At 57.1% G+C, this 4,963-nt stretch carries 9 protein-coding genes; 3 read left to right on the top strand and 6 right to left on the bottom strand.

Features of this window, described 5'->3' with window-relative positions; all coding sequences use genetic code 11:
* Positions 1–404: alcohol dehydrogenase catalytic domain-containing protein (locus X757_RS135550; protein ID WP_023728176.1), on the bottom strand; the 404-nt coding region annotated here is incomplete at its 3' end.
* A gap of 160 nt (positions 405–564) precedes the next feature.
* Here X757_RS135550 and X757_RS1000000167605 point away from each other — a divergent pair.
* Positions 565–840, top strand: a complete 276-nt coding sequence (locus X757_RS1000000167605) for a DUF3072 domain-containing protein (protein ID WP_373432870.1) — start codon at positions 565–567, stop codon at positions 838–840.
* The gene (locus X757_RS1000000167600; RefSeq protein ID WP_023713854.1) at positions 800–934 is read left to right on the top strand and encodes a DUF3072 domain-containing protein; all 135 of its coding nucleotides are present in this window, start codon (positions 800–802) and stop codon (positions 932–934) included. The genes X757_RS1000000167605 and X757_RS1000000167600 overlap by 41 nt, the downstream gene beginning before the upstream one ends.
* 71 nt (positions 935–1,005) lie before the next feature.
* Here the strand turns inward: X757_RS1000000167600 and X757_RS135555 are convergent, their stop codons facing one another.
* The 4 genes from X757_RS135555 to X757_RS135565 form a co-directional block, all read right to left on the bottom strand.
* Positions 1,006–1,368: a nuclear transport factor 2 family protein gene (locus tag X757_RS135555; protein ID WP_023728174.1), complete on the bottom strand. Its 363-nt coding sequence runs from the start codon at positions 1,366–1,368 to the stop codon at positions 1,006–1,008.
* 1,202 nt (positions 1,369–2,570) lie between these two features.
* Positions 2,571–2,936 carry a helix-turn-helix transcriptional regulator gene (locus X757_RS0135500; protein WP_084629806.1) on the bottom strand — a complete coding sequence of 122 codons (366 nt, stop codon included), beginning with the start codon at positions 2,934–2,936 and terminating at the stop codon, positions 2,571–2,573.
* Positions 2,937–2,990: 54 nt separating this feature from the next.
* On the bottom strand, positions 2,991–3,170 hold the full coding sequence (locus X757_RS135560; RefSeq protein WP_156933516.1) for a hypothetical protein: 180 nt from the start codon (positions 3,168–3,170) through the stop codon (positions 2,991–2,993).
* 159 nt (positions 3,171–3,329) lie between these two features.
* Positions 3,330–3,533: a CsbD family protein gene (locus X757_RS135565; protein ID WP_023673385.1), complete on the bottom strand. Its 204-nt coding sequence runs from the start codon at positions 3,531–3,533 to the stop codon at positions 3,330–3,332.
* Between the two features lie 800 nt (positions 3,534–4,333).
* On the opposite strand from X757_RS135565, the gene X757_RS1000000166010 reads away from it, so the two are divergent.
* Positions 4,334–4,738 (top strand): hypothetical protein, encoded by a 405-nt coding sequence (locus X757_RS1000000166010; RefSeq protein WP_050593998.1) that lies wholly within the window; start codon positions 4,334–4,336, stop codon positions 4,736–4,738.
* A gap of 54 nt (positions 4,739–4,792) precedes the next feature.
* Here X757_RS1000000166010 and X757_RS1000000169500 read toward each other — a convergent pair.
* A partial coding sequence (locus X757_RS1000000169500; RefSeq protein ID WP_023728168.1) for a DUF982 domain-containing protein occupies positions 4,793–4,963 on the bottom strand: 171 nt, incomplete at its 5' end.

Here is a 4,963-nt window from a genome sequence, read left to right as displayed (position 1 = left end):
TGCCATGCGGTTAGGCCGGAGATCGGCAGGCTAGCGCCCACCGTAAAGTCGACATCGCCGGGCAGCGGCGCGAGGTTACGGGCCTCCATGGCAACATACTCGGCGAGGGTGCCGTCGCGATGCCAGTCAGCGAGGCCGAACACCCGCTGACCGATAGAAAGCCCCGTAGTGCCGTAGCCGAGCGCAGTGACCACACCAGCCAGTTCGTGGCCGAGGATCGAAGAGGTCCGGTCACGGAAGGCTCGGTCGGCCCACGTCGAGGGCCACTCCAGTTCGGTGTTGACGAATCCTGCCGCATGAACCTGTACGACCACGTCGTTAATTGCCGCCTGAGGCTCGGGCAGCTCCACCAACTTCATCCCGGCCGTTCCTGCAGTCTGGTCCGTCGCTACGATTGCTTTCATGGGGATTGTCTCCTCACCGTTGGGGTAAATTGCGGGCGCGGAGGATCTTTCGATGTCTCGCGCAGAGTTGGCGTCGGGTTCATCGTTGGCGACCGCGAGCGGAAGCTAAGCAATCTCGTCGGATTCTTCCAGCACGGGTAACTTGCAGTCGTGAACACCTATGCCCTCGCAATTTCACACACTTCAAGCATGTGGAACAAAAGCAGATCAAATACGTTGTGCCGTTCCCAACGCGGAGAGCGTCATGCAAACTTCACCCCGAGCCAAAAGCGAAACTATCAGCAAGGATCCTGACGAATGGACGACTGGTGACGAGCCAATGACTCCGTCGCAAGCTTCCTACTTGAAAACATTATGTGAGCAGGCGGGCGACGACAGAAGCTACNGACGAGCCAATGACTCCGTCGCAAGCTTCCTACTTGAAAACATTATGTGAGCAGGCGGGCGACGACAGAAGCTACGCTGAAGATCTAAGCAAAGCCGAGGCCTCGAAGCGAATCGACGCGCTAAGGAGTGAGCTCAAGCTCTAAAGGCGCTGGGAGACCTACGACAGGTTGAAGGTCGCCAGTTTCGCGGTATTTGGCCTGTGATCTGGACGGTCCTAATGGTGAAGGTGGTAGAGTTTGCTAACGATCTTCCACTCTCCTGCGATCTTGAGCAGGGAAAGATAGTCGGTGAACCTTGTGGTTCCAAATTCGTCCTCAACCTTCACAGTGGCTGCATCGCCCGTAATGTCGAGCGATGCGACTGTCCAGTTGGGGCTGGTGTTCGGCGGCAAGCCCGCACCCATCACCTCGCCGACATAGGCATCGACACTCAGCCATTCGACCGCGCCCTGGAAGTTACCGATGATTGATGCGCGTGGGTGGAAGGCTGCCCGCAGCCCTTCTTCGGCACCGGTGGACATGGCCAAAACGTAACCTTCGATGGTAGCGGTAATAAGACTTTCATCGGTCTGTGACATCGAGGCTTCTCCACGCCAGTGTTTGCAGCGGTCAGAGCATGGAGGGACCGATCCTTGCTGACAACAGGCAAACGGTTTTTCGGACCAGTTGGGTCGGTTTCCTTTGTTGCTTTCGCGGTTACTTCTGACGACGCCTCGCGCCAAAGGCCGCCAGAAATCAAGTCGAGTTGAGGGTGTGTCGCAAGCTCCCTACTTCCGAAACGAGTCAGCGCCCTGTGGTTTTGAAGCGAGTTCACTGTTTCAACCGCCTCGTTCTGTTCAACAACGAGGGCCTTGCGTTGCGGCTGCTTTGATCGAATGCAAGCGTTCGGAGTACGAGTAACCAACTCCCTTGCCGGTCGAGTACAACTTTACCGGCACCGTGGCCTAGCGATGCGCGCAAGCCTTCATGTGGGGGAGAGGCCAGCAGTGCTGCAGTTATGCCTTCCCTTCTGCAGCGAAAGCCCCAGCAGGCAAATCAAAGTAGCCAGCTCGAAGCGCTGTCCGACCAGAAGAGGCAGTTTCACTACAACGCCCCGCTTCGACGTTTTCGCGAGCAGCAGAAGTGTCTCGGTCGTTGCTGACAGCCGGAATAGCGGTCGTATCGGTATCCATTCTGGAGCAGATAATAGCAGGCTACACTTATCAGGAAGTGCTTATGAGCAGGCTTTCCGCGTGTAGACAACGAGGCAGCTAGATTGTCTTTATCCACCGTGCCGCACGGTTGGGGAGGCGACCAGAGCCGATGTGAAGGGGACTAGGCAAGCTAATATTCGCTTGCGCTAATTTAAAAGTGCCGTAACGTCATGCTCAGCCTTTTGGGGAGGCGCAACGGTGGGGAGTATGATGAGAGTAGCTGTGTTTTGCGCGGCGATCGTGATCGCTGGGACTGGTGTCGCTGTTGCCAAGGAGAAGAAGGTGGTGGTGAGTNTCGGATACGACACCGATCCGTGGCTGGTTAAAGGCCTTTAGACACTAGGCGACGGCAACACAGCGCGGCTAAGGGGATTGTGCGCTGGCGGTGAAGCCTTCATTGTTCTCTCATCGGCGGAACATTGTCGCCTGGAAACCGTGAGGCTGGCAAGTGGGTGAGAAGGGGATCCTGGCTGAAAACTATTGCCGGTTTCAACTGCGATAGCTGCAGGTCCAGAGTGCGCATCGGCTACGAAGAGAAGCTGGCCATATTCGACCGGCACCTTAGAAAGGTGAGCGCCAGCACAAAGTCAGTGAACAACCGCCCTTGTTAGCGGCCGCTTAGAGATCGGGTTGCAGAGGAGGGTACACGGGCTTTTCCCCTTATCCTTTTTCTCCCGGCGGCGCCACTGTCTATTATCGGCGGCGAGGCTGCTATCACCTTCTGAGCGGGCGAGCGATGGAGTGCCTTCGTCGGTGAAGACAATTCCGGCGTCTTCAAACGCTTTCCGGACGGCCGCGATGTTGTGGGGACGCGGTCTCCTGAAGCCGTTCTCAAGATCGCTGATCACCATTTCGCTAAGATTGGCCTTTGCGGCAAGTCGCACACGCGGCCAGTTCAGTAGGGCTCGTGCTGCTCTGGATTGATCTGCTGAGAGTACGGTTCGGCTGTCCATAAACAGTCGAACATTCAATATCGCTAAAATGTTCCTCTTGACCTTCTGCGATTTCTAACGGCGTGAGGCCGGCCTCTCGGGTAACGCGGCGGGGTTTTCCAATAACTTTGCGGAACGCTGATCGTCACGCCGCAACGTCTTCTTTTTCGGCTTGGTCTTCTCAATCAGATCTGGCCTTTTCGCTATCAGGTAGTCAGCCTTGTTCGTTCGATAGTCTTCTTTGTGGATGGACATTGCTACGACCTCCATTGTGGAGATCAACGCGGCTGGAAGCCGACACGTTCCCAAAAATCGCTTGTTCAAGGCCGAGCCGAACGGCACACGGATGCCATAACGCGAAAAGGGCGCCGTTCGTGACGCGCCCTTTATTTGAAAAGGTTCAACTGTGGTATCCTACGAGTCTTGCCGACCATACCAGTCGTCGACGTCTCGCCGCACGCGATCCTTCTCAATGCCGTAGCGTTCCTGGATCGTACCTTCGAGCTGATCGCGGTTGCCGGCTATGCGGTCGAGATCATCATCAGTGAGCTTGCCCCATTGCTCCTTGACCTTACCTTTGAATTGCTTCCAATTTCCTTCGACACGGTTCCAGTCCATGATGGCGATCTCCTTTCGTTGTCCTTTCGAATAACGGTCGTATGGCCGTCAGGTTCCGCTGTAGGGAAGCGCGCTTGCTGGTGATCTAGCAATGGAACCTGATGCCCGTCTACCGCTTGTGTGCGCCGGCCTTTTCCGTTTTGGGAACACAGCCGGCCTTTCGCCGTTAGGTGCAATGGAACAGCTTCGCAGCCAGATGCAGGTATTCGCCGATCCGGGCCTGTGGGTCGCCTTGGCGGCACTGCTGATCCCTTATGGGATCGGTGTCGCACTGCTTCTGCGGGTAGCCGGTTGATGGACCTGCCAGCTCTCGCGTCAAGATGAGCGGATTCCAATTACCGATGCCCCACCTGGCTCCGAAGCAAAGGATTGAACTGGCTCGGAAGCTTGAAATTCGCGCTGCGACCGGAAAAGGACTGACCTCGGAGAAAAAATCGAGCTTCGCCGCGCAGCGCATAACCTGCTCGCATTGAACGCAATGGAACAGCGCGGGAACCAGTCGAAATCCTCAGCTTGTGAACTCGTAAGCATATTCAATCAAGCTGCAGAGCAACGCTGGTCGGAGGACCTGCGCGAGGAGCTCGGTTACCGTCATATGATGCGCTTGGCCGACGTGTTCGAGGGATGGGCATCCGACAGCCGCATGACGCCTGAATGGACAGCCAAGCTTACGGGATGGGCAGGGTCAATGCGCACTTTGGCGGAGGAAGTCGGGGCGACCTGGGATCCACCTAGACCCGCGGGTGCACTCTCCCTTGTCGGATTTATTGGTCGTAGCCTGGACGAGTAAGCGGTTAACTGTGACCGGTCGTCGTACCTCCAGCACCCTCAATGCTTTGGTGGCAGAGGACCTTCCCGATCCGGACACGGTGTTCGGCTGGAAGCTCGTCATGGCGGTCGGCGTCGACGAGATTATCACCGGCCACGTCGAGATCACGGAGGTGCGCCCCGACAGCCGATCTGCAAAATTGAGACCTTTGGTGGGCGACGAGGCCGGCGATGTCTGCCTTACCGGCACCGCCACCGTGTTCACCATATGGTTGGCTGACGGTCTGATGAGGCACCTTTCCGCACTCGCTGCCACGTTCGCGGCGATGCTCTTCATCTCGTACGCCCACCGACAAACATTTGTCCATCTAGGTCGTCGCTGGGCAGTGTCTCGGTTTGAAGGGGGCGGACGGCATAGATGCCCGTTGCGCTGGTGAATTCGCCGACCGCGAACGCGAACAGACCCGAATGGTTCCGTCCGTATTGCGTTGTTAATCCGGCAGTAGCATCTGCTCTTCATCGGCCGCAGCTTCGAACAGCAGCCGGAAGTCGTTACCCGGCATTTTGCCATCCATCGCAGATAGGCAAGCCTCGGCCGCCAGCCGCCACTTGGGGCCACGATTGGACCACTTTAGGAGCTCCTCGGCGGCGGCATCAACCCG

Origin of the sequence: Mesorhizobium sp. LSHC412B00 (assembly GCF_000503035.1) — a bacterium.
GTDB lineage: Bacteria > Pseudomonadota > Alphaproteobacteria > Rhizobiales > Rhizobiaceae > Mesorhizobium.
This window is presented reverse-complemented; position numbering and strand designations above follow the sequence as displayed.

Bases quoted from the DNA above. Each gene is read 5' to 3' on its own strand.
- X757_RS1000000167600 (WP_023713854.1), top strand. From the start codon at position 800: ATGACTCCGTCGCAAGCTTCCTACTTGAAAACATTATGTGAGCAGGCG.
- X757_RS135555 (WP_023728174.1), bottom strand. From the start codon at position 1,368: ATGTCACAGACCGATGAAAGTCTTATTACCGCTACCATCGAAGGTTAC.
- X757_RS0135500 (WP_084629806.1), bottom strand. From the start codon at position 2,936: ATGGACAGCCGAACCGTACTCTCAGCAGATCAATCCAGAGCAGCACGA.
- X757_RS135560 (WP_156933516.1), bottom strand. From the start codon at position 3,170: ATGTCCATCCACAAAGAAGACTATCGAACGAACAAGGCTGACTACCTG.
- X757_RS135565 (WP_023673385.1), bottom strand. From the start codon at position 3,533: ATGGACTGGAACCGTGTCGAAGGAAATTGGAAGCAATTCAAAGGTAAG.